The organism is Guyparkeria sp. SB14A (assembly GCF_005096345.1).
GTDB lineage: Bacteria > Pseudomonadota > Gammaproteobacteria > Halothiobacillales > Halothiobacillaceae > Guyparkeria > Guyparkeria hydrothermalis.
In genome coordinates, this window is record NZ_SWAW01000014.1 from 1 (window position 1) to 19630 (window position 19630).

The 19630-nt window shown below is 67.1% G+C and carries 20 protein-coding genes and 4 tRNA genes; 5 read left to right on the forward strand and 19 right to left on the reverse strand.

Annotated features, from left to right (window positions below):
- Positions 1 to 165: 165 nt before the first annotated feature.
- From cfa to FAZ79_RS06830, 4 genes are all read right to left on the reverse strand, one after another.
- Positions 166 to 1311: a cyclopropane fatty acyl phospholipid synthase gene (gene cfa / locus FAZ79_RS06815; protein ID WP_211238814.1), complete on the reverse strand. Its 1146-nt coding sequence runs from the start codon at positions 1309 to 1311 to the stop codon at positions 166 to 168.
- A 112-nt stretch (positions 1312 to 1423) separates the two neighbouring features.
- On the reverse strand, positions 1424 to 3946 hold the full coding sequence (locus FAZ79_RS06820; RefSeq protein ID WP_247709516.1) for an EAL domain-containing protein: 2523 nt from the start codon (positions 3944 to 3946) through the stop codon (positions 1424 to 1426).
- Between the two features lie 190 nt (positions 3947 to 4136).
- Positions 4137 to 6719 (reverse strand): bifunctional aconitate hydratase 2/2-methylisocitrate dehydratase, encoded by a 2583-nt coding sequence (acnB, locus tag FAZ79_RS06825; protein ID WP_136867237.1) that lies wholly within the window; start codon positions 6717 to 6719, stop codon positions 4137 to 4139.
- Between the two features lie 198 nt (positions 6720 to 6917).
- Positions 6918 to 7523: an NUDIX domain-containing protein gene (locus FAZ79_RS06830; protein WP_136867238.1), complete on the reverse strand. Its 606-nt coding sequence runs from the start codon at positions 7521 to 7523 to the stop codon at positions 6918 to 6920.
- Positions 7524 to 7689: 166 nt separating this feature from the next.
- Between FAZ79_RS06830 and FAZ79_RS06835 the strand changes: the two genes are divergently transcribed.
- Positions 7690 to 7989, forward strand: a complete 300-nt coding sequence (locus FAZ79_RS06835) for a hypothetical protein (RefSeq protein WP_136867239.1) — start codon at positions 7690 to 7692, stop codon at positions 7987 to 7989.
- Positions 7990 to 8049: 60 nt separating this feature from the next.
- Positions 8050 to 8718: an META domain-containing protein gene (locus tag FAZ79_RS06840; RefSeq protein ID WP_136867240.1), complete on the forward strand. Its 669-nt coding sequence runs from the start codon at positions 8050 to 8052 to the stop codon at positions 8716 to 8718.
- A gap of 21 nt (positions 8719 to 8739) precedes the next feature.
- On the opposite strand, the gene ligD is transcribed toward FAZ79_RS06840, so the two are convergent.
- Together ligD and FAZ79_RS06850 are read right to left on the reverse strand one after the other, a co-directional pair.
- The gene (gene ligD / locus FAZ79_RS06845) at positions 8740 to 9630 is read right to left on the reverse strand and encodes a non-homologous end-joining DNA ligase (protein ID WP_136867241.1); all 891 of its coding nucleotides are present in this window, start codon (positions 9628 to 9630) and stop codon (positions 8740 to 8742) included.
- Complete coding sequence (locus FAZ79_RS06850; protein WP_136867242.1) at positions 9627 to 10175, reverse strand: DNA polymerase ligase N-terminal domain-containing protein; 549 nt, start codon at positions 10173 to 10175, stop codon at positions 9627 to 9629. The genes ligD and FAZ79_RS06850 overlap by 4 nt, the downstream gene beginning before the upstream one ends.
- A 218-nt stretch (positions 10176 to 10393) precedes the next feature.
- Here FAZ79_RS06850 and FAZ79_RS06855 point away from each other — a divergent pair, with 218 nt between their 5' ends.
- The gene (locus FAZ79_RS06855) at positions 10394 to 10675 is read left to right on the forward strand and encodes a hypothetical protein (protein WP_136867243.1); all 282 of its coding nucleotides are present in this window, start codon (positions 10394 to 10396) and stop codon (positions 10673 to 10675) included.
- A gap of 73 nt (positions 10676 to 10748) precedes the next feature.
- Here FAZ79_RS06855 and FAZ79_RS06860 read toward each other — a convergent pair.
- The 7 genes from FAZ79_RS06860 to FAZ79_RS06890 all read right to left on the reverse strand — a co-directional run bounded on the left by FAZ79_RS06860 (position 10749) and on the right by FAZ79_RS06890 (position 13837).
- Positions 10749 to 10824: transfer RNA gene (locus FAZ79_RS06860), tRNA-Glu, on the reverse strand.
- 95 nt (positions 10825 to 10919) lie between these two features.
- Positions 10920 to 10995 (reverse strand) — tRNA-Glu (locus FAZ79_RS06865).
- Positions 10996 to 11000: 5 nt separating this feature from the next.
- Positions 11001 to 11077 (reverse strand) — tRNA-Arg (locus tag FAZ79_RS06870).
- Positions 11078 to 11079: 2 nt separating this feature from the next.
- Positions 11080 to 11155, reverse strand: a tRNA-Asn gene (locus FAZ79_RS06875).
- 251 nt (positions 11156 to 11406) lie between these two features.
- Positions 11407 to 11916: a heme-binding protein gene (locus FAZ79_RS06880; RefSeq protein WP_136867244.1), complete on the reverse strand. Its 510-nt coding sequence runs from the start codon at positions 11914 to 11916 to the stop codon at positions 11407 to 11409.
- Positions 11917 to 12256: 340 nt separating this feature from the next.
- Positions 12257 to 13354, reverse strand: coding sequence for an alkene reductase (locus tag FAZ79_RS06885; protein WP_136867245.1), 1098 nt, complete (start codon positions 13352 to 13354; stop codon positions 12257 to 12259).
- A 126-nt stretch (positions 13355 to 13480) separates the two neighbouring features.
- Positions 13481 to 13837 (reverse strand): DUF2288 domain-containing protein, encoded by a 357-nt coding sequence (locus FAZ79_RS06890; protein ID WP_136867246.1) that lies wholly within the window; start codon positions 13835 to 13837, stop codon positions 13481 to 13483.
- A 42-nt stretch (positions 13838 to 13879) separates the two neighbouring features.
- Here FAZ79_RS06890 and FAZ79_RS06895 point away from each other — a divergent pair, with 42 nt between their 5' ends.
- Complete coding sequence (locus FAZ79_RS06895; protein ID WP_136867247.1) at positions 13880 to 14290, forward strand: cupin domain-containing protein; 411 nt, start codon at positions 13880 to 13882, stop codon at positions 14288 to 14290.
- 179 nt (positions 14291 to 14469) lie between these two features.
- Positions 14470 to 14658, forward strand: a complete 189-nt coding sequence (locus tag FAZ79_RS06900; protein WP_136867248.1) for a hypothetical protein — start codon at positions 14470 to 14472, stop codon at positions 14656 to 14658.
- Between the two features lies 1 nt (position 14659).
- On the opposite strand, the gene kdsB is transcribed toward FAZ79_RS06900, so the two are convergent.
- The 6 genes from kdsB to FAZ79_RS06930 all read right to left on the reverse strand — a co-directional run bounded on the left by kdsB (position 14660) and on the right by FAZ79_RS06930 (position 19538).
- Positions 14660 to 15430: a 3-deoxy-manno-octulosonate cytidylyltransferase gene (gene kdsB, locus FAZ79_RS06905; RefSeq protein WP_331281109.1), complete on the reverse strand. Its 771-nt coding sequence runs from the start codon at positions 15428 to 15430 to the stop codon at positions 14660 to 14662.
- On the reverse strand, positions 15427 to 15660 hold the full coding sequence (locus FAZ79_RS06910) for a Trm112 family protein (protein WP_136867249.1): 234 nt from the start codon (positions 15658 to 15660) through the stop codon (positions 15427 to 15429). The genes kdsB and FAZ79_RS06910 overlap by 4 nt, the downstream gene beginning before the upstream one ends.
- Positions 15661 to 15722: 62 nt before the next feature.
- Positions 15723 to 16715: a tetraacyldisaccharide 4'-kinase gene (gene lpxK / locus FAZ79_RS06915; protein ID WP_136867250.1), complete on the reverse strand. Its 993-nt coding sequence runs from the start codon at positions 16713 to 16715 to the stop codon at positions 15723 to 15725.
- Positions 16715 to 18511 carry a lipid A export permease/ATP-binding protein MsbA gene (gene msbA, locus FAZ79_RS06920; protein WP_136867251.1) on the reverse strand — a complete coding sequence of 599 codons (1797 nt, stop codon included), beginning with the start codon at positions 18509 to 18511 and terminating at the stop codon, positions 16715 to 16717. Before msbA ends, lpxK begins: the two co-directional genes overlap by 1 nt.
- Entirely contained in the window at positions 18508 to 18909 is a 402-nt protein-coding gene (locus tag FAZ79_RS06925; RefSeq protein WP_136867252.1) for a biopolymer transporter ExbD, read from the reverse strand. Before FAZ79_RS06925 ends, msbA begins: the two co-directional genes overlap by 4 nt.
- Complete coding sequence (locus FAZ79_RS06930) at positions 18906 to 19538, reverse strand: MotA/TolQ/ExbB proton channel family protein (protein ID WP_136867253.1); 633 nt, start codon at positions 19536 to 19538, stop codon at positions 18906 to 18908. Before FAZ79_RS06930 ends, FAZ79_RS06925 begins: the two co-directional genes overlap by 4 nt.
- Between the last annotated feature and the right edge of the window lie 92 nt (positions 19539 to 19630).

Consider the following 19630-nt stretch of genomic DNA (forward strand, 5'->3'; position numbering starts at 1 on the left):
CCGGGCCCCGCGTCGGCCCGCCCGGCGCGTCGGCGCTCGTTCTCGCGCTACCCGCGCGAGGACTGGCGTTACTGGCGAGATCTCGCGATCGTGATTGCCCTGGTGTTGCTGCTGCTCATTGCCACCGCGTTCATCGGCACGCGCTACGCCTGACCCGGGTCGGGATTAGACCGGACGACGATAACCGCCACGGGCCCCCGTGGGCGACAGCACGAACTGCCACAGCTGGATCTGGCGGGCGCGGAACCCGCCGGCGCAGGACTGCAGGTAGTAGGTCCACATCCGGCCGAACGACTCCCCGTACCGCTCGCGCCACCGCGGCCAGGCGCGCTCGAAGTTCTCGTACCAGGCCATCAGCGTGCGGTCGTAGTCGGCACCGAAGTTGTGCATGTCCTCGACCACGAAACGCCCTTCGCAGGCATCGATCACCTGCTGCATGGCCGGCAACTCGCCGTTGGGAAAGATGTACTTGCTGATCCACGGATCGGGCGGCGAGCCTTCGCGGTTCGTGCCGATGGTGTGCAGCAGAAAAAGCCCGTCGGGCTTGAGGCAGCGACGGGCGACTTGCATGTATTCGTCGTAGTTGTGACGGCCGACGTGCTCGAACATGCCGACCGACACCACGTGGTCGAACGGCTCGTCGATATCGCGGTAATCCATCAGGCGGAATTCCACCGGCAGATCGCCGGCAAGCTCGCGGCCGAGCGCCGTCTGCTCCTTCGAGACGGTCAGCCCCACGCATTCCACGCCGTAGTGTTCGGCCGCATAGATCATGAAGCTGCCCCAGCCGCAGCCGATGTCGAGCACCCGCTGGCCGGGCCGGAGGCCGAGCTTGCGGCAGATCATGTCCAGCTTGTGTTCCTGGGCCTCGGCAAGCGTCTGGGCCCCGTCGCCCCAGAACCCGCAGGTGTAGGTCATGCGCGGGTCGAGCATGTCGCGGTAGAAGTCGTTGCCGAGATCGTAGTGACGCTCGCCCACCTCCCAGCAGCGCGAACGGGTCTGGCAGTTGAGCAGGCGCGCCTTGAGCGCCGGCAGCCACAGGCGCGGCGAGCGACCGACCTCGCGCGCCAGCTCGGCGCGCAACACGCGCTCGACGAACTCGTCGACCCGGTCGATATCCACCCAGCCGGCCATGAACGCCTCGCCCAGGCCGAGATTGCCCCAGCCGAGGATACGGTCGACGGCGCGCGGGTCACGGATACGGATGTCCCAGGGTCGCTCGCCACCGACGTGGATGTCCGCCCTCGCCAGCAGTTGCGCAAAGCGGGAACCGGGATCGATCACGTGATCGTCGGCCGCTTCCGCCTCCATGGTCATTCGCCTGCTCATCGAGCACCTCCGTGCCTGGCTTGACCGGGTGCCCGCGCTCAACGCCCGCGCTTTGCACCCCGAATCAACAATCTAGCTAGCCACGGGGCGGTTTTCAATCCGCGCGACGCGCTGGCTGGCCCAACCCCCAGTGTCGGGCGAAGGCCTCGGCGGGCATCGGTCGGCCATGGTAATAGCCCTGTTGCAGGTCGGCCCCGAGCTCGGCCAGCAGGCGGGCCTGTTCGACGGTCTCGACCCCTTCGGCGATGACCCGCAGGCGCAGGTTGTGGGCCAGGGCAATGGTTGCCGAGACGATCGCGCGGGCATCACCGCTTGCGATCATGTCCGCGGTAAAGCCGCGATCGATCTTCAAGCAATCGAGCGGAAAACGACGCAGGTAGGCAAGCGACGAATACCCGGTACCGAAATCATCGATCGAGAAACGGAATCCCGCCTCGCGCAATTCGCTCATCGTGGCCACGTGCGCATCCACGTCCTGCATCAGCGCCGTTTCGGTGATCTCGAGGGTCAGTGCGGTACCGGGCACGCCCAGCGTCGTGCAGGTGTCGATCAGCGACCGGGCCAGATCGGGTTCGGCGAACTGCCGGGCCGAGAGATTGACCGATATCTTGACGCGTCCGCCCCAGCGCGCCGACTGGCTCACCGCCTCGTGCACCACCTGCTCGCCGATCGGCAGGATCAGCCCCGTTTCCTCGGCGAGCGGGATGAACTCGCCCGGCCCGACCGCCCCCCACTCGGGATGATCCCAGCGCAACAGCGCCTCCGCGCCGACGAGTTCGCCCGCGCCGTCGACCACCGGTTGGTAATGCAGGCGGAACTGCTGGTGCTCGATCGCCTGGCGCAGACCGGTCTCGAGATCGAGGCGCCGGCGGGCCGCCTCGTTCATCGCCGGGGTGAACAGGCTGTAGGTATTGCGCCCACTCTGTTTCGCCCGGTACATCGCGATGTCGGCGTGCTTGAGCAGGGTCTCGCTGTCGATGCCGTCGTCGGGGTAGAAGGCCACGCCGACGGAACAACCGATCACCAGCTCGCGGCCCTCGAGGACCACGGGACGACTCAGTGATTCGATGATGCGCTGCGCGATATCCGCCACCGGCTCGAAGTCCTCGATCTCCGGCAACAGCGCGAGGAACTCGTCACCGCCGGTGCGGGCGACCGAGTCGTCCTCGCGCAGGCACGCGGTCAGCTTGCCGGCCACCACCTCCAGCAGCTCGTCGCCCACGGCATGACCCAGGGTGTCGTTGATCTTCTTGAAGTGATCGAGATCGATGAACAGCACTGCCAGCCGCCCGCCACTGCGATGGGCATGCGCGATCGCCAGATCGAGCCGGTCGTGGAACAGCCGGCGGTTGGGCAGACCGGTCAGGGGGTCGTAGTAGGCCAGGTGCCGGATCTGGCGCTCGTTCTCCTTGAGCTCGGTGATGTCCGAGAACAAGGCCGCGTAGTGACTGATCGCGCCGTCCTCGTCGGTGATCGCCTTGATCGTCAGGAGCTCGGGGTAGATTTCGCCGTTCTTGCGTCGGTTCCAGATCTCCCCGCGCCATTGCCCGTCCCGGTTGAGCGTGGCCCACATGCGGTCGTAGAACGCCTTATCGTGACGGCCGGACTGCAGCACGGCCGGCGAGTGCCCGATCACCTCCTCGGGCCGATAGCCGGTCAGGTCGGTGAACGCCGGGTTGACCCGCATGATGCGGCCCTTGGCATCGGTGATCATGATCCCTTCGAGCGAGGTCTGGATCACCTTTTCCGCCAGCTGCAGGTTGCGCTCGGAGCTGGCCAGCGCCGAGTCGCGCGCCTGCAGCGCCGAGCGCAGCTCGTCCACGTAGGCCAGCTCGATGCCGGAAAGCAGGTCCGCGAAGCTGACCAGGCCCTCCACGTCGCCGTCGCGCTCGACCCCGATGTGGCGGACACCGCGCTCGTTCATCATGCGGCGCACGTGAAACAGGCTGGCGTCCGCCGGGACGGTGAACAGTTCTCGGGTGCACACCCCGCCCACGGCAACGTCCTCGTGCCGGTTCGCGATCAGGCCGACCAGGTCCCGCTCGGTGAGGATGCCGTGCCCGCCCTCGTCGAGGGCGACCAGCACGGCATCCACGCGCGCCTCGCGCATGCGCCGCGAGGCCTGCGAGAGCGTGTCCGTCTCCCGTATCACGACGGATTCGTGTCCGACCAGCGTGCCTACCGTGCGGAAATGCAGGTAATGCTCGATGCCCTGGTTGAGCACCACGTCGGTCAACGAGATGATCCCGCGCAAGGCGGCCTGCCCATCCCCGCCATCGCCGACCAGCAGGTGACGGATATGGCGTTCGCGAAACAAGTGTGCCGCATCGGTCAGGGTGGCGGTCGAAGGAATCGATCGCACCGGCGAGCTCATCACGGTCCTCACCGGTCGATCGAACACGCTCGACGACGACAGATCCAACGCCAGGGCGTCGTGCTCGGTCCAGATGCCGACCGGCCCGTCCTCGTCGGCGACCACGATCGAACTCACGCCGGCCGACCGCATGAGGCCGGCGGCCTCGAAGACGGGCGTGTCCGGCGGGCAGGTCAGCACCTCGCGGCCGGGCGGCAGGATGTCGACGATTTTCGGATCGAAGTCGAGTTGGCTGGCGTTCACGGGCGGCCTGTCATGTGTCGTGGAAAGCACCCCGACATGGCGGGGCTGGAACAGAGAAACAGCAACGCCGGGTCGCTCCATGATTCTCACCTCGAGAACCAGGAAACGCCCGGCGCGCATTGTTGGGCAGGGTCACTCCCGACGCGTCGATCCAACCACGACCGACCGGAAGCGCCCCGCGCTCATGTCATCAGGCGGTCACCACCGGGATGTCCTTGAGCATCTGCAGCCCCTTGGTGGCCTCTTCCTGGTACTCCTCGATCTCGTTGAAGTTGAGGTAGCGGTAGATGTCGGCGGACATCGTGGCCAGGTGGGCGACGTGCTCCTGGTACTCCTCGACCGACGGCAACTTGCCGAGGATCGCGGTCACCGCGGAGAGCTCGGCCGAGCCGAGGTAGACGCGCGCGTCCTTGCCCATGCGGTTGGGGAAGTTGCGGGTCGAGGTCGACATGACGGTGGCGCCGTCGGCCACGCGCGCCTGGTTGCCCATGCACAGCGAGCAGCCCGGCATCTCGACGCGCGCACCGGCGCGACCGAAGACGTTGTAGTAGCCCTCCTCGGTCAGCTGGTGCTGGTCCATGCGGGTCGGCGGCGCGATCCACAGGCGAGTCGGCACCGACCCGCCGTAGGACTCGAGCACCTTGCCCGCGGCGCGGTAGTGACCGATGTTGGTCATGCAGGAACCGATGAACACTTCCTGTACCTCGTCGCCGGCGACCTCGGACAACGGCTTGATGTCATCCGGGTCGTTCGGGCAGGCCAAGAGCGGCTCTTTGATCTCGTTGAGATCGATCTCGATGATCTCGGCGTACTCGGCGTCCGCGTCCGGCTCGAGCAGCTCGGGGTTGTCGAGCCATTCCTGCATCGCCTCGATGCGGCGACCCAGGGTGCGCTTGTCCTCGTAGCCCTGGCTGATCATCCACTCAAGCAGGGTGATGTTGCTCTTGAGGAACTCCTTGATCGGCTCGGGGCCGAGGCGGACGGTGCAGCCGTTGGCCGAGCGCTCGGCCGAGGCGTCGGCGAATTCGAACGCCTGCTCGACCTTGAGGTCCGGCAGGCCCTCGATCTCGAGCACGCGGCCGTTGAAGACGTTCTGCTTGCCCTTCTTCTCGACGGTCAGCTGGCCGTTCTGGATCGCCTTGTAGGGGATGGCATTGACGAGATCACGCAGGGTGATGCCCGGCTGCATCTCGCCCTTGAAGCGCACCAGCACGGATTCCGGCATGTCCAGCGGCATCACGCCCAGCGCGGCGGCGAAGGCGACCAGGCCGGAACCGGCCGGAAAGGAGATCCCCAGTGGGAAGCGGGTGTGCGAGTCGCCGCCGGTGCCGACGGTATCCGGCAGGATCATGCGGTTGAGCCAGGAGTGGATCACGCCGTCACCGGCACGCAGCGAGACGCCGCCGCGGGTGGAGATGAACTCCGGCAGCTCGTGCTGCAGGGCGATGTCCACCGGGCGCGGGTAGGCGGCAGTGTGGCAGAACGACTGCATGACGAGATCCGCGGAGAAGCCCAGGCAGGCCAGTTCCTTCAACTCGTCGCGGGTCATCGCGCCGGTGGTGTCCTGGCTGCCCACCGTGGTCATCCGCGGCTCACAGTAGGTGCCCGGGCGCACGCCCTCGACGCCGCAGGCCCGGCCGACCATCTTCTGCGCGAGCGTGAAGCCCTTGCCGGTGTCTTCCGGCTGCTCGGCGCGCAGGAACTCGTCGGACGGCTCCATCTTGAGCGCCTCGCGGGCCTTGGCCGTCAGGCCACGGCCGACGATCAGCGGGATGCGGCCGCCAGCACGCACCTCGTCGGGCAGTGTGCTCGGGCGCATGTTGAAGGTGGTGATCACCTCGCCGTTCTTGAGGATCTCGCCCTTGAACGGGCGGATGGTGAGCACGTCACCCGTCTCCATCGAGTCGACGTCGCACTCGATCGGAAACGCGCCCGAGTCCTCGGCGGTGTTGAAGAAGATCGGGGCGATCTTGCCGCCCAGGACCACGCCGCCGGTGCGCTTGTTGGGCACGTTCGGGATGTCACGGCCGATGTGCCACTGCACGGAGTTGATCGCCGACTTGCGCGAGGAGCCGGTACCGACCACGTCGCCGACGTAGGCGATCTTGTGGCCGCTCTCCTTGAGCTTCTTGATGGTGTCGAGTGCCTCCGGCATCTTGGATTGGAGCATCGAGCAGGCGTGCAACGGGATGTCCGGGCGGCTCCAGGCCTCCTGGGCCGGGGAGAGGTCGTCGGTGTTGGTCTCGCCCGGCACCTTGAGGACGATCACCTCGATCTCCTCCTCGAGCTTGGGCTTGGCCTTGAACCAGTCGGCGTTGGCCCAGGACTCGAGCACGCGACCGGCATTCTTGCTGCCCTCGCGGTACTTGTCCTCGACGTCGCGGAAGGCGTCGTAGACCATCACCAGCCGCGAGAGCGCCTTGACCGCATCCTCACCGACGGTCTCGTCATCGAGCACCTCGATCAGCGGGTCGACGTTGTAGCCACCCATCATGGTGCCCAGCAGCTCGACGGCCTGATGCCGATCGATCAGCGGCGACTCGGCCTCGCCCTTGGCCAGGGCCGCGAGAAAGGCGGCCTTGACGTAGGCGGCCTTGTCCACGCCCGGCGGCACGCGCTGGGAGAGCAGGTACTTGAGCTCTTCGCCGTCGACGTCGGCCGGCGGGTTCTTGATCAGCTCGATCAGCTCGGCTGTCTGCTCGGCGTTCAGCGCCAGCGGCGGAATGTCCTGCTCGGCACGTTCGGCCTTGTGTTCGCGATAGGCTTCAAGCATGGGGGATCCTCAACGGCTTGTGATCATGGATTCGGAGCGCCTCGACAACCGGCTGCCGCGTGGACGGCGGAGCCGGGACGGTGTTTCGAGACGCCCTGGTTGTTCGGTTTTTCGAGCCGGTGTGACCGACCGACCCGGTTGGCTGTTTCGAAGAGGCCGGATTCTATCAAATCCGGCGCCCCAATCCGCCGAACGCCCTCAGAGCTTTCCCGCCAGTCGCAGGCGGTCGAGCCAGAGCAAGGCGATCACCGGGGCAGCGGCCACGATCCGACCCGCCTCGACGTCGGCGAGCGCCTGGTCGATCGGCACCACCCGTACGCGGATGTCCTCGTGCTCGTGGTCGAGGCCGAAGCGCCCGTCGACCAGCCCGTCACCGTCGCGATCGATCGACCCGGTATCCACGCGGGCCAGGAACAGGTAGATGCTCTCGGTGGTGCCACCGGGGCTGACCCAGTAGCGGGTCAACGGGTAGAGCTCGTCGATGGTCAGTCCCGCCTCCTCGTCGGACTCGCGGCGGGCGACGTCCTCGGCCGACTCGCCCGGCTCGATCATGCCCGCGACGATCTCGGCCAGCCACGGGCCGGTCGGCGCATCCAGCGCCCCGGGGCGGAACTGCTCGATCAGCACCACCTCGCCGCGCCCCGGGTCGTAGGGCAGCACGGCGACGGCGTGACCGCGTTCGAAGATCTCGCGCTCGATCGGCTCCGACCAGCTGCCGTCGAAATACTCGAAACGCAATCGATAGCGCTGCAGGGAGAAAAAACCCCGGTACAGGGTCTCATTGGCCAAGAGGTCGAAACGCATCGGTGCTGGGTCCTGCTACCATCCACGGATTAATCAGGCTGGCACAACCGATCCGAACCGCCGACAGGCGGCTTGCGCGAAAGCCGCTCGGCAGTCGGGTGGGTTATCCAGAATCTCAAGACTAGCCTACATTTCGGCGAGCACGCTCGCCCGATCGACGGATGCCATGAATACGATTCTCACCCTGCTCGAGCCCCTGATCGGGCGCGAAATCCAGATCGGGGACCAGCGCGGCACCGTGATCGAGATCCACGACGCGCCGCCGTCCCTGATCCTGCGCGCCGAGGGCAGTCCCGATGCCTTCCAGGTCGACTATCTCGGCCGGCCGCGCTCGATGGCCCAGCCGACCTGGACACAGCCGATCACGGGCGAATCGGGCCGCGGACTGCATCCCGACCTGCAACGGCAGTTGCCGCGGGAAACCGCCCTCGCCCTCGACGATTTCATCAAGTCGCAGCAGCCATAGCATCGCGACGCCCCCCGACCGTCCATCCATCACTCACCCCTCGACAAGGAGTCACGTCTCATGGGAACCCCTTTCTCCTCCTCCGGCCTGCGTGCCATTGGCCTGGGTCTCGCGCTGGGACTGGTCACCGCGCCGGCCAACGCGGCCCCCACCCCGCCGACCGACACGCACTGGCGGCTGGCCAACGCGGTCGGCATCCAGAGCATCGACCCCACCATCACCGATCTCGTGGTGGACAGCGAGGGCAATCTCAGCGGGGTGGCCGGCTGCAACCAGTACCGGCGCGAACTTGGCGACGAGGGCTACGGCGAGACGATCGTGACGCGCAAGAGCTGCTCCGAGGCGCAGATGAAACAGGAAGCCGCCTTCCTGCAGGCACTCGAGCAAACCCGTCACTGGGACCATGACGGCGAGCGCCTGCTGTTGCGTGATGCCGAGGGCCGCACGCTCGCGATGATGCTCGAGCCGATCACCCGCACCTACCACTTCGAATGCCAGGGCAAGGCGGTGGTCTTCGACGTGATCCGCCGTGGGCAGATCCGCCTGACCGTGGACGACCAGACCGTTCTGATGCAGCGCGAGGAGAGTGCCTCGGGCTCGCGCTATCGCGACGAGGACGGGGCGATGACGTTCTGGGGCAAGGGCACCGATGGACGATTGACCCAGGGCGATGAAACCCGCGAGTGCCAGCAGGTCCCGCCGCCGGATGCCTACCCGATCAACGACTGACCGCCACCGGCGGCTCGGGATTCAATCCAGCGCCTCGAAGGCCTGCCGTGCGGCGGCCAGGTCACCGGCGTGGTCGAACATCCGCGCCCAGGGGTCGCCCTTCTGGCCCAGGCGGCGGAACACGTTCTCGAGCGTGTAGCTGTCCGAACGCAGCCCGCCCTTGTCCAGCTCGACCCAGTCGAGCGGGGTGGCCACGGGCGCCCCGGGTCGGGCGCGCAGGGAGTACGGCGCCACGGCCGTCTGGCCGAAGGCATTGCGCATCACGTCAAGGTACAACCGCCCCTCGCGAGCCTCGATGCGCTGCTCGGTAGTCAGCTCGTCGGGAAACTCCGTCGCGAGTCGTCCGGCCATCCCGCCCGCCAGGGCCCGAACCGCGTCGAAATCGGCTTGCGGACGCAATGGCGCGACCACGTGCAGTCCGGTCGACCCCGTGGTCATCACGAAAGGCGAGAGCTGGCAGTCGCGCATCAGCGCGGCTACCCGTCTGGCCGCGCGCTTGAGCTCCCCCATGTCGCCATCGGGTGGGTCGAGATCGAAGATCATCAGGTCGGGTCGGTCGAGCGCGCGCGAGCGTGCAGCCCAGCGATGAAAGGTCAGCGTTCCCTGATCGGCGAGAAACGCCAGGCAATCGGCATCATCGCAGCGCATGTGCTCGACCCACCCCGTGGGCTTTTCGTGACGGATCGCCAATCGCTCGACCCGCTCACCGAAGTGCTCGGCCCAGGCCTGCTGGAAGAACCCCTCGCCGTCGAGACCGTCGGGGAAGCGATGGAGGGTCAGGGGCCGGCCGGCCAGATGCGGCAACATGTACTCGGCCACGCGCCGGTAGTAGCCGACCACGTCGGCCTTGGTCCAGCCGGCCTCCGGGTAGAGCGCCTTGTCCGGGCGGCTGACGTCATCCGATGCGGTCATGTCGAAGCCTCGGCATCACGGATCTGGGCCAGCGTTCGCCCCGTCTTGACCGAGCGATCCTGCGTGGAGACCGGGTTGCGTCGCGCGTCGGCCCCCTCGTCGCGCATCTTGATCATCAACCACTGCGGCTTGTCGCCGCCCTCGATACGTTTGAAGGCGTAGCCGCCACGGATCTTTTCGCCGTCGAGCCATACCTCGATCAGCCCGCGCTTGAGCCCCTCGGCCACCGAGTGCGCCGAGTCGAGATTGCGGTACCCGCCCCGATCCCAGACCATCACCGTGCCGGCGCCGTATCGGCCCTCCGGGATCACGCCCTCGAAATCGGCGTAATCCAGCTTGTGGTCCTCGACTTCGATCGCCAGTCGCTTCTCGGACGGATCGGTGGATGGCCCCTTGGGCACGGCCCAGGACTTCAGGACCCCACCCACCTCGAGGCGAACGTCGAAATGGCGCTGGCTGGCGTCATGCCACTGAATGACGAAACTCGGCGACTGGCCCCCAGCTACGTTGCCCCTGGTTGCGTTGCCCCCAGCTGTTTTGCCCATGACACCGCTCCCCCGTGTTGGACGTTGCTCGGTACATGTTTCTGGCGCTAGCCCGGAGTAAAGCAGTCCACCGTTCCGGCTGCCGAACCGATTTCAGCACGCCGATAAGATCGGATTATGGAACCATTCATATATCTATGGGTCGGACTAACCAGTCTGCCTGGCCAGAGCACCTGGTCGCGGACGGCAAACGAGATCAAGCACAACGAGGTTTCCTTATGCGATCCACCCTTCTTTACACCCTGCTCGGCACCTTCCTGGCCGCCGGCGCCGCCCACGCCGGGCACGCCAATCCCTGGGCCACCCCGGAAGACGACCTGCTGATGCAATACCACGACGAGAACCTGGAACAGAGCGTGGACACCCCGGGCGAGGACGAAATGCTCGGCGTGATGGAGCAAGGCGCCTACGGCAAGCTGGGCGGCTCCCCGACGACCGGCGGCCCGGGCGCCGGCGCCGGCGTGGGTGGCGGCAACCCCGGGGTCGGCGGCGGCCGCTGATCCCGGCCCGGAACGGAATTCCCGGAAACGAAAAAAGCCCGCGCGGCAGACCCGCGCGGGCTTTCTCGTTGTGTGGCGTCCCCAAGGGGATTCGAACCCCTGTTACCGCCGTGAAAGGGCGGTGTCCTAGGCCTCTAGACGATGGGGACCTAGTTGAAAGGTCGGAGCCTACCCGACCAATTGATCACGTTTCAAGGTGACCAACAAGTAGGGCAGCACGCGTGACACGCACTGCCCGACCATATGGCGTCCCCAAGGGGATTCGAACCCCTGTTACCGCCGTGAAAGGGCGGTGTCCTAGGCCTCTAGACGATGGGGACCTGATTGGCGCGCCCGGGAAGATTCGAACTCCCGACCTTCTGGTTCGTAGCCAGACGCTCTATCCAACTGAGCTACGGGCGCTTTGGCTCCCCGAGCTGGACTCGAACCAGCGACCCAGTGATTAACAGTCACTTGCTCTACCAACTGAGCTATCGGGGAATACGTCTCGCGACGTGGGGCGGCATATTAATGATCCACCCCGGGTGCGTCAACACCCACGACCAGAAAAATGCGCCCATGAGCGCCCTGCCGGGCTAAGCCCTTGAAACGCGGTTGCGCGACGCGGCGGCACTCCCCGTGGCAATCCTCGACGTCGCGACTTGGCCCGCCCCCCAGAACGATAACGACCCGGCCGGGCCGGGTCGCAACACCTCACGCCCCGTCCCGGGGCAGGGTTCATCGGTGGGCGATCAGAGGAACTCGAGGTCCATGGCCACGGCCTCGGCGCCCTTGCGCGCGCACATTTCGTCGGTCTCGCCGGACGGGGCGCCCGAGACACCGATCGCCCCGTAGGTCTTGCCACCGGCCTCGATGGTGACACCACCGGCGCCGAACATCAGCCCCGGCACGTGGCCCAGGGCCCCGGCACCGCGATCCTCGATCGCCGAGGTGGCCGAGTTGAACGACATGGCGGTGTAGGCCTTGAGCTTGGAGATGCGCAGGGTCAGGTCCGGTGCCAGCACGTCACGCAGCACCACCTGCTCGTTGCCACCGCGATCGACGACCGTCACGCCCACCTGGATACCCTCCTCGCGGCAGGCCTCCATCGTGGCCTGGGCGGCCTTCAAGGCCATTTCCATGGACAGGCGGTCGACGCTGACGGTCATTGGCTGGTCGGACTGCGCCATCGCGGCATTGCCGGCCAGGGCCAGGCCGGTGGCGACGACGGCACCGCGAATCGCGTTCTTGGTGAATTGCATGGGTTCTTCCTCTTCGTTTGGCTTGCTGGTGGTCTTGGGAAATTCTGCACGATTCGATGGCATCTCTGGCTCGCGGGTTTGTTCGCAAGCAAGGCACCGGCCCGAAGGCGGGCTCATTGCCCGTCGAGGGGCGGCAACGCCGAGTGCGGTCAAACCCGCGACCCCCGTCCGGGCGGGCCTCCAAGGACCCATCTGCGGCGTTGCAGCCCTTGCAAAGGGCAACGGCCCTTCGCGGCGGACTGCGCCTTGCATCTGGGCCCTTGGAGGTCCCGCAGAGACGCCATCGAATCGTGCAGAGTTCCCTTGGGCTCTGTCGGCCCATTTTTTATCTTGGACCGGCTTACGCCTGGTCCAGGGTGGGGTAATCGATATACCCCTTCTCCCCTCCACCGTAGAAGGTCGAGGTGTCGGGTTCATTCAGCGGTGCATCGAGGCGGAAGCGCTCGACCAGGTCCGGGTTGGCGATAAACGGCACGCCGAAGGCCACGGCCGCGGCACGGCCTGCCTCGATATCCCTTTCGGCCCGGGCCTGGTCGTACTGGTAGTTGCGGATCACCGGACCCTCGAACAACGGCACCAGCTCGGCCAGGTCGAAGGCCGGGCCGGCATCGCCGGGCGCGTCCTCGCCCATCCCCGCGATGTGCAGGTAGGCCAGGCCGAAGGGGTTTAGCTCGCGCACCACGTAGGAGAAGGTGCCCCAGGGGTCGCTGTCGTGCATGCCGTTGAACGGTTGCAGCGGCGAGATGCGTACCCCGGTGCGCTCGGCACCGGCCACGCGGATCACGGCCGCCAGCACCTCGCGCAGCAGCCGCATGCGGTTTTCCAGCGTTCCGCCGTAACGGTCCGTGCGCTTGTTGGTGCCGTCACGCAGGAACTCGTCGATGAGATAGCCGTTGGCCGCGTGCACCTCGACCCCGTCGAAACCGGCCGCCAGGGCGCGCTCGGTGGCGCGGGCGTAGGCCTCGACCAGCTCGGGGATCTCCTCGGTTTCCAGCGCGCGCGGGGTTTCGAAGGGCTTCTTCTCGCCGGAGGGGACGTAGCCTTCCCCGTCGATGGCGATCGCCGACGGCGCCACCGGCAGCTTGCCACCGGGCTGGAAGTCGGAGTGCGAGACGCGGCCGACGTGCCAGAGCTGGAGCACGATGCGGCCGCCCTCGTCATGCACGGCCCGAGTGATCATCTCCCAACCGGCCTGCTGCTCGTCGCTGTGGATACCGGGCGTGGCCGGATACCCCTGCCCCTCGGGCACGACCTGGGTCGCCTCGCTGATGATCAGGCCGGCCCCGGCGCGCTGCCGGTAATAGGTGCGCATCATCTCGTTGGGGACGTTGCCCGGCACGGTCGCCCGGCAGCGGGTCAGCGGCGCCATGATGGCGCGGTTGGGCAGGGAAAGGGCCCCGAGGGTGACCGGGGTAAGCAATGCGGAATCCTGACTCATGGAACCTCGAACACGGTTGTTGTCGGGTGCCGAGCGTTCGATCCGGCCCGGCATCCGCTACGACAAGTTGGTTAGCCGGCTAACTTGTAGTCCACATGGCCGTCGAATGCCACCCGGATGGGCACCTCAGTGCCGGGCGGGTGCCCCCGCCGACTCCTGGACCAGGATCCACGGCGGCGTGACCACCGCCCACAGGGTCGGCTCGCCGCTCGCCCAGCGACGGGCGGTACCGGTGTCGAGCGCGTCGATCTCGCCGGCATCCCGCCAGGCGCCCACCGCTTCGGCGCGGTCACGCACCATCGCCATGGCGACGTCGACCAGGTCCAGGCTCGGGGCGATCTTCAGGATCTGGCCCTTGGCGAAGAAGCGCTCGAGTTCCGGCCACTCGATCCGGGCGGTCTGCCCGACCAGCTCGGCGTAGAGCGTTTCGTCGTCAAGCGCCGCGGCGCCGGTCTCGGGGAGATTGGAGGAGATTTCTGTCATGATCTGCCCTTGTTCACTGTATTCGGAGAGGAGAGCCTGCCGATGGCCAAGCGCCGCCGCCCGGGACCGGACCGCTCGAGCTACCTGAATCACCGCAGCCGCGTCGAGCCGATCCGCGCCCCCGACGGCTCGTCCGTGCGCGAGCTGCTGCATCCGTCCCGTCACGCCATCGAGCGCCTGAGCGTGGCGGAGGCCAGCATCGATCCCGGCGAATCGACCCGTCTGCATCGCCACCCCGTGGCCGAGGAGGTCTACCAGATCCTCGACGGCGCCGGCCTGATGGAACTCGGCGACGAACGGCTCGCGGTGGTGCCGGGTGATATCATCCGCATCGCCCCCGGCCAGCCGCACCGGATCGAAGCGAGGAGCGAGGTCCCGTTGCGGCTGTTGTGCATCTGCCAGCCGGCCTACCGCGACGAGGATACCGAATTCCTCGACCCGGATATTTCATGAACGAGTACTGAGATTGCGCAGAGAATTGGTTTCACAAGGAAATTTCCGAAGGAGCGTCGTATCGGTGACTACGGCCGACTGAGGAAATATTTCTTGTGGGATCAAAGATCAAGCAAGATCAGTGCTGGTTTGTGAAATATCCGGGTCAACACCCCCGACCCCAGCGACACCGGAACGACATGGTCATCCAGCGCAGCACACTCGAATTCCTGATTATCGCCCTGGTCCTGGGCACCATCCTCGCCGCGACGCTCTGGCTCGGCCACGGCGCCGGCGTGCTGGTACTGATCGCCTGGGGCGTCGCCGGCTTCATCTACCTCAAGCGCAAGTCGCCCCGCACCAAGGGACACGACGACTCGACGGACTGACTCAGTCCGCCATCTCCTCGGCCATCAGCCGCCGCACCCGCTCGAGATCCGCCTCGGTATCCACCCCGGGCGGCGGCGTGACCTCGGCGATCTCGATCGCGATGGTCTCGCCCATCGAGAGGGCACGCAGCTGTTCCAGCTTCTCCAGGCGTTCGATCTCCGGGCTGCCCGTGGCCACGAACCGGCGCAGGAAACCCGCGCGGTAGGCGTACAGGCCCAGGTGGCGAAAACCGAAGATGCCCGCCTCGCCGGCCTCGGGCAGGCCGTCGCGATGGAACGGGATCGGGGCGCGGGAGAAGTACATCGCCTCGGCGCGCTCGTTGGCGACCACCTTGACCGCGTCGGGCGAGAGAAACTCCTCGCGATCGGCGATCGGCACCATCAGGGTGGCCATCGCCGCCTCGGGCTTGGCGCGCAGCAGCTTGGCCACCTGGGCAAGCAGCACGGGCGGCATCATCGGCTCGTCGCCCTGCAGATTGACCACCACCGTCTCGTCGGGGAGCTCGAGGAAGTCGATCACCTCGGCCAGCCGATCGGTGCCCGAGGCATGACCCTCGCTGGTCAGCACCGCGCGTGCGCCGATCTCGGCCGCGGCCTCCTGGATGCGCTCGTCATCGGTGGCGACGACCACGTGCTCGCTGCCGGCCGCCACGCCACGCTCGTAGACCCAGTGGATCATGGGGCGCCCGGCAATCTCGGCCAACGGCTTGCCCGGCAGACGACTGGAGTCGTGCCGTGCCGGGATGATGATCCAGTCGCTCTCGTCCATCATGCCCCGGCATCCCCCCTGGTGTCGGTCGTTGCCGGGTGCTTCTTGCGCCAGGCCTGGTATTCCTCGTCCTCCAGCCGGCGCGCCTCGTCCTCGAGCATCACCGGAATGCCGTCCCGAACGGGATAGGCCAGGTGGGCCGAGAGCGAAATCAGCTCGTCGTTCGACTTGTCGTAGATCAGCGGTCCCTTGGTCACGGGGCACACGAGAATATCCAGCAGCTTCTTGTCCATCGGGGGTTACACCTCGTCGGGCCGCGCGGCCCAGCGACCTCGGGTCGATCGCCGCGCATGCATCAGGTTTCCAGTCGTTTCAGCGTGGCCTCGATCAGCGCGGGCGGCAGATCGATACCACCGCGCATCACCAGGAGCTGCCCGGGGCGAACCGGGGGCTCGGGCCATTTGACCGCATCCTTCTCGGTCATGACAACCGGACGACCGTCATCGAGCCAGGCGCGGGCCTGGGTCCGGGTGGGCGCGGCGTGATCGTCCAGGGGGTGCGCCTCGACCTCGACCCCCTCGGCCTCGAGCATGGCGAAGAATCGTTCGGGGTTGCCAATACCCGCCAGCGCGATCACCTCCCGGCCGGCGAGATCCGTGATCGGCCGCTCGGTCTGATCGAAGCGGTCGAGCAGCCCCTGGGGGCGAAAGTCGATCCGCCAGGCGGGCACACCATGCGCCCCCGCCCCATGGCGGGCCGGCTCGGCGCCGTTGACCAGCACCGCGTCCACTTCGTCCATCACCGCCGGCGACTCGCGCAGGGGCCCGGCCGGCAGGCACCAGCCGTTGCCCAGCCCTCGATGACCGTCGACCACCACCCATTCGATCGTCCGCGCCAGCCGGTGATGCTGCAGGCCATCGTCGCTGACGATCACGTCGACCTCGGGGTAACGGGCCTTGAGCTGCCTGGCCGCCTCGCGCCGGTAGGGGTGGACGACCACCGGGGCACCGGTGCGCTGATGGATCAGCCAGGGCTCGTCGCCGCAGCTGGACGGGTCGACCGCCTCGGCGAGGTCGACCGGCTCGATACCGACCTTCACGCCAAAGCCGCGGCTGATTACGCCCGGGGTGTGACCGGCCCGGCGCAAGGCCTCGACCAGCGCGATCACCACCGGCGTCTTGCCCGTGCCACCGACGGTGAGATTGCCCACCACGATCACGGGGCATTCGGGCTGACGGCCGGCCGCTTTCCGTCGGCGACGGGCCGCCTCGGCACAGACCAGCCAACCCAGCGGCCAGAACAGACGGGCAAGCAGACCACGGCGCTGCCAGAAGGCGGGATAACGCATCAGTCGGCCTGGTCGGCGAATTGCAGCCGGTAGAGACCGGCGTAGGCGCCGTCGGCGGCCAGCAGCTCCTCGTGGCGCCCCTGCTCGACCACGCGCCCGCCCTCCATCACGACGATACGGTCGGCATGCTCGATGGTCGACAGCCGGTGGGCGATCACCAAGGTGGTCCGCCCACGGGTGAGGTTCTCCAGCGCCCGCTGGATGAAGCCTTCCGAGCGGGTATCGAGCGCCGAGGTCGCCTCGTCGAGCAGCAGGATCGGGGCGTCGCGGTACAGGGCACGGGCGATGGCGATGCGCTGGCGCTGGCCGCCCGAGAGCAGCACGCCGTTCTCGCCGATGTTGGTCTCGAAGCCCTCGGCCAGTTGCTCGATGAACTCCTCGGCAAACGCGGCCTTCGCGGCCTCGCGCACCCGCTCCCTATCGAAGTCCGCGCCGTCGGCGTAGCCGATGTTCGCGGCGATGGTGGTATTGAACAGCACCGTCTCCTGCGAGACGTAGGCGAACTGGCGCCGCAGATCGGCCAGCGGCACGTCGTCGTGACGCATCTCGTCCAGCCGGATCGCGCCACGCTGGATCTCGACGAAGCGTGGCAGCGCGCCCATGAGGCTCGACTTGCCGGCACCCGACTGCCCGACGAACGCCACCGTCTCACCCGCGGCGATCTCCAGGCTCACGCCCTTGAGCACCCAGTCGGGATCGCGGCTATCGGTTGGCGCGGGATCGCGGTAGCTGAGCCAGACATCCTCCATCGCGATGCGCCCGCTGACCCGACCGACCGACTGGGTGCCCGACTCGGTCTCGCGCGGCTCGTCGAGCAGGGCGAACAGGCTTTCGCCGGCGGCAATGCCTTTCTGGATGATGGCGTTGAGATTGATCAGGCGCTTGGCCGGGGCGAGCGTCATGGCCAACGCGGTGATGAAGGAGACGAAGGTGCCGACGGTGATGTCGTCCATGCGATCGCCGCTGGTGGCGAACCAGACCACGCCGGCGACGCCGATCGCGAGCACGAACTGCGTCAGCGGCGAGGAGGCGGCCTGCACCGCCTGCATCTTCATGAACGCGCGGAAGTTGTACTGGTTCTGGCGATCGAAGCGCGCGCTCTCGTAGTCCTCGCCACCGTAGAGCTTGACCACGCGATGGCCGCTGATGGTCTCCTCGGCCACGTGCGAGACCTGCCCCATCGATTCCTGTATCCGCCGGGCGTAGCGACGGAAGGCGCGCGAGATGCCGGCAACCATCCCCACCAGCAACGGCAGCAGCACCAGGATGAACAGCGTCAGTTGCCAGGAGAGATACAGCATCCACACCAGCAGACCGATCACGGTCACGCTGTCGCGAATCAGGATCGTCAGCGCCTTCGAGGCGGCCTCGGAGACCTGTTCGCTCTGGTAATTGAGGCGGGTCAGCACCTCGGTCGACGGCACCCGGTCGAAGTAACGCGGCGGCAGATGCAATACCTGGGCGAAGGTGTCGTGGCGCAGGTCGCGGATCACCGACCGCCCCACCCAGGCCATGCCGTAGTTCGAGGCGAATTCACCGATCACGCGGAACAGGAACACGCCCAGCAGTGCCAGCGGCATCCAGGTGACCAGGGTCGGGTCGCGCTCGACGAAACTGCCGTCGAGCAGCGGCTTCATCAGGGCGGCGAAGCCGACCTCGGACAGGCCCGCGACCACCATGCCGACGATGGCGATCACCAACACCCGGGTATAGCGCCAGGTGTAGTTGAGCAGGCGGCGGTAGGTGGCCCACCCGGCCTCGGTGCGGGCGCGTTGCTTGAGCGACTCGGGATTCATCGTGGTGGCGTCGTCCCCATGCCGATCTTGTCGATGCCGGCGCGGCGGGCCTGGTCCAGCACCGTGACTACCCGCTGGTTGACCACCTGGGCATCCGCCCAGAGCACCACCGGTCGGCCGTCGTCGGCGATCTCGGCCAAGACGCCGCCAAGCTCCTGCTCGGAGACACGGCGGCCGTCGACGGCGATCTCGCCGCGGGCGTCTAGTTCGATCACGTGATTCTCCAGTTCGGCCCGCTCGCTGCTACCCGACTCGGACACCGGCAGGTCCACCTTGAGGGTACGATCGTGCACGAAGGTGGTGGTCAGCATGAAGAAGATCAACAGCATGAAGACCACGTCGATCAACGGGATCAGGTTGAGCTCGAGCGGTTCGCGAGCACGCTGCCGGAAGTTCATGCCGCCTGCCTCCGTCCCAGGCCGGCCGGGTGGATCAGGTCGACCAGGCGAATGGCCTCGGCCTCCATGTCGATGACCAGTTCGTCGATCAGCCCGCGGAAGTAGCGATGGAAGATGAACGCCGGCACGGCGACCATGATGCCCGCGGCGGTGGTGATCAGCGCCTTGGCGATACCGCCGGCGAGGAGCTCGGGCGCCACCGCGCCGGCGCCGCTGTGCGCGGTGATCGCCTGGAACACGTCGATGATGCCGATCACCGTGCCCAGCAGGCCGAGCAGCGGCGAGATCAGGGCGATGGTGCCCAGCGTGTTCAGGTATCGCTCCATCTGGTGGGCGACGTGACGGCCGGCATCCTCGATGCGCACGCGCATGCTGTCGGCCGAGTGACTGCCCGCCAGCCCGGCGGCGAGGATGCGCCCGAGCGGCGAGACCCGGGAGAGCTCGTCCAGTCGCGCCGCGGTGATCCCGCCATGGCCCTGCCAAGAGCGGACCATCTCGACCGGGTCGCCCGCCATGATGCGTCCGCGACGCAGGGTGTAGAGGCGCTCGAAGATGATTGCCATGGCAATCACCGAGGCAATGATGATGGGCAGCATCATGCCGCCACCGGCCAGAACGAGATCAAGCATGTTCGTGGTAGGTCCTTGTCCGTGGAGTGATGGGTTCGGGTTGGCGCCACCGGATCGGTCGCGCTCGAGCGACTCACGCGATGGTCACACCG